This window comes from Chromobacterium indicum (genome assembly GCF_039708975.1).
In the GTDB taxonomy this organism is placed as follows: domain Bacteria; phylum Pseudomonadota; class Gammaproteobacteria; order Burkholderiales; family Chromobacteriaceae; genus Chromobacterium; species Chromobacterium piscinae.
This window is the reverse complement of record NZ_JAYFSJ010000037.1, coordinates 1-2154: the sequence shown is the minus strand read 5'-3', so window position 1 is coordinate 2154 and position 2154 is coordinate 1. Positions and strand designations below refer to the sequence as shown.

The 2154-nt window shown below is 62.4% G+C and carries 1 protein-coding gene; it reads left to right on the top strand.

What is annotated here, in order from left to right; genetic code table 11:
- The coding region (locus VA599_RS24095; RefSeq protein ID WP_346791018.1) for a VCBS domain-containing protein at positions 1-2154 on the top strand (2154 nt) is incomplete at both ends.

The following is a 2154-nucleotide window of genomic DNA, read 5'->3' as shown; positions in this document are numbered from 1 at the left end:
CCGCAACCTTCTCCGGCAACGACGCCGGCGCGGTGACCGAAGACGCCAACGTCTCGGCGGCGAATACGCTGGACTACGTCGGCAAGCTGAACGTAACCGATGCCGACCAGGGCCAGGCGGTGTTCAACACCAGCCGCATCGATAACAAGACCAGCAACCTCGGCAGCATCACCATCGACGCCAACGGCAACTGGCATTACAGCGTCGACAATGCCAAGGTCCAGTATCTGGGCCAGGGCGAGACCCGCACCGAGGTCTTCACCGTCTACTCTCAGGACGGCACGTCCCACGACATCACCGTCGTCGTCACCGGCGTCAATGACGCCGCCGACGTCGGCCACGGCGCCGGCGACATCGGCTCCGGCATCGTCAAGGAAGACACCGTGGCCCAGACGGTCGCCAGCGGCAAGCTGACCGTGGTGGATGTCGACCATGGCCAGGCCCAGCTGCAGCCTTACCAGCAGGTCACCGATTACGGCACCTTCCAGGCCAACGCCGACGGCACCTGGACCTTCACCATCGACAACAGCAGCGCCAAAGTTCAGGCGCTGGGCGAAGGCGACAAGGTTCCGCTGCAATTCACCGTCCTCTCCAAGGACGGCACCGGCAGCGCGGTGGTGTCCATCCAGGTGCTGGGCACCAACGACGCCGCGGTAATCACCGGCAACGATCACGGCGCGGTGACCGAAGACACCAACGTCTCGGCCGCCAATACCCTGGACTACAGCGGCAAGCTGAACGTCTCCGATGTCGATCAGGGCCAGTCGGTGTTCAATACCAGCCGCGTCGACAACAAGACCAGCAACCTCGGCAGCATCACCATCGACGCCAACGGCAACTGGCATTACAGCGTCGACAACGCCAAAGTCCAGTACCTGGGCCAGGGCGACACCCGTACTGAAGTGTTCACCGTCTACTCCCAGGACGGCACCTCGCACGACATTACCGTCGTCGTCACCGGCGTCAACGATGCCGCGGTGATCACCGGCAACGATCACGGCGCGGTGACCGAAGACACCAACATCTCCAGCTCCAAGACGCTGGACTATGTCGGCAAGCTGAATGTGTCCGATGTCGATCAGGGCCAGGCGGTATTCAACACCACTCGCATCGACAACAAGACCGCCAATCTGGGGTCGATCACCATCGACGCCAACGGCAACTGGCATTACAGCGTCGACAATGCCAAGGTGCAGTACCTGGGCCAGGGCGACACCCGCACCGAGATGTTCACCGTCTACTCCAAAGACGGCACCTCGCACGACATCACCGTGGTCATCAACGGCGTCAACGACGCGGCCATCATCGGCGGCACCGACCACGGCATCGTGGTCGAGGACGACATTACCCAGGTGAACGGCACCCTGCTGGTCAAGGACGTGGATCAGAACCAATCCGCCTTCCAGCCGATGGCCGACGTTCAGGTCGACTACGGCACCTTCCACTTCGACAGCGCCACCGGCCAGTGGACCTTCACCCTGGACAACGCCAAGGCTCAGGAGCTAACCAGCGCCGACAGCCTGGACCGCACCTTCACCGTGCACTCCGTGGATGGCACGCCCCACGTCGTCACCATCACCATCCAGGGCAAGGATGATCCGGCGGTGATCACCGGCAACGACCAGGGCGCCGTCACCGAAGACCTGAATGTGTCGGCGGCGAATACGCTGGACTATGCCGGCAAATTGAATGTCGTCGACCCAGACAAGGGCCAGTCGGTGTTCGACACCAGCCGCGTCGACAGCAAGACCGCCAACCTCGGCAGCATCACCATCGACGCCAACGGCAACTGGCATTACAGCGTCGACAACGCCAAGGTCCAGTACCTGGGCCAGGGCGAGACCCGCACCGAAGTCTTCACCGTCTATTCGCAAGACGGCACAGCCCATGACATCACCGTCGTCGTCACCGGCGTCAACGACGCCGCGGTGATCACCGGCAACGATCAGGGCGCGGTGACCGAAGACGCCAATGTCTCGGCGGCGAATACGCTGGACTACAGCGGCAAGCTGAACGTCGTCGATCCCGACCAAGGCCAATCGGTGTTCAACACCAGCCGCATCGACAACAAGACCAGCAACCTCGGCACCATCACCATCGACGCCAACGGCAACTGGCATTACAGCGTCGACAACGCCAAGGTGCAGTACCTGG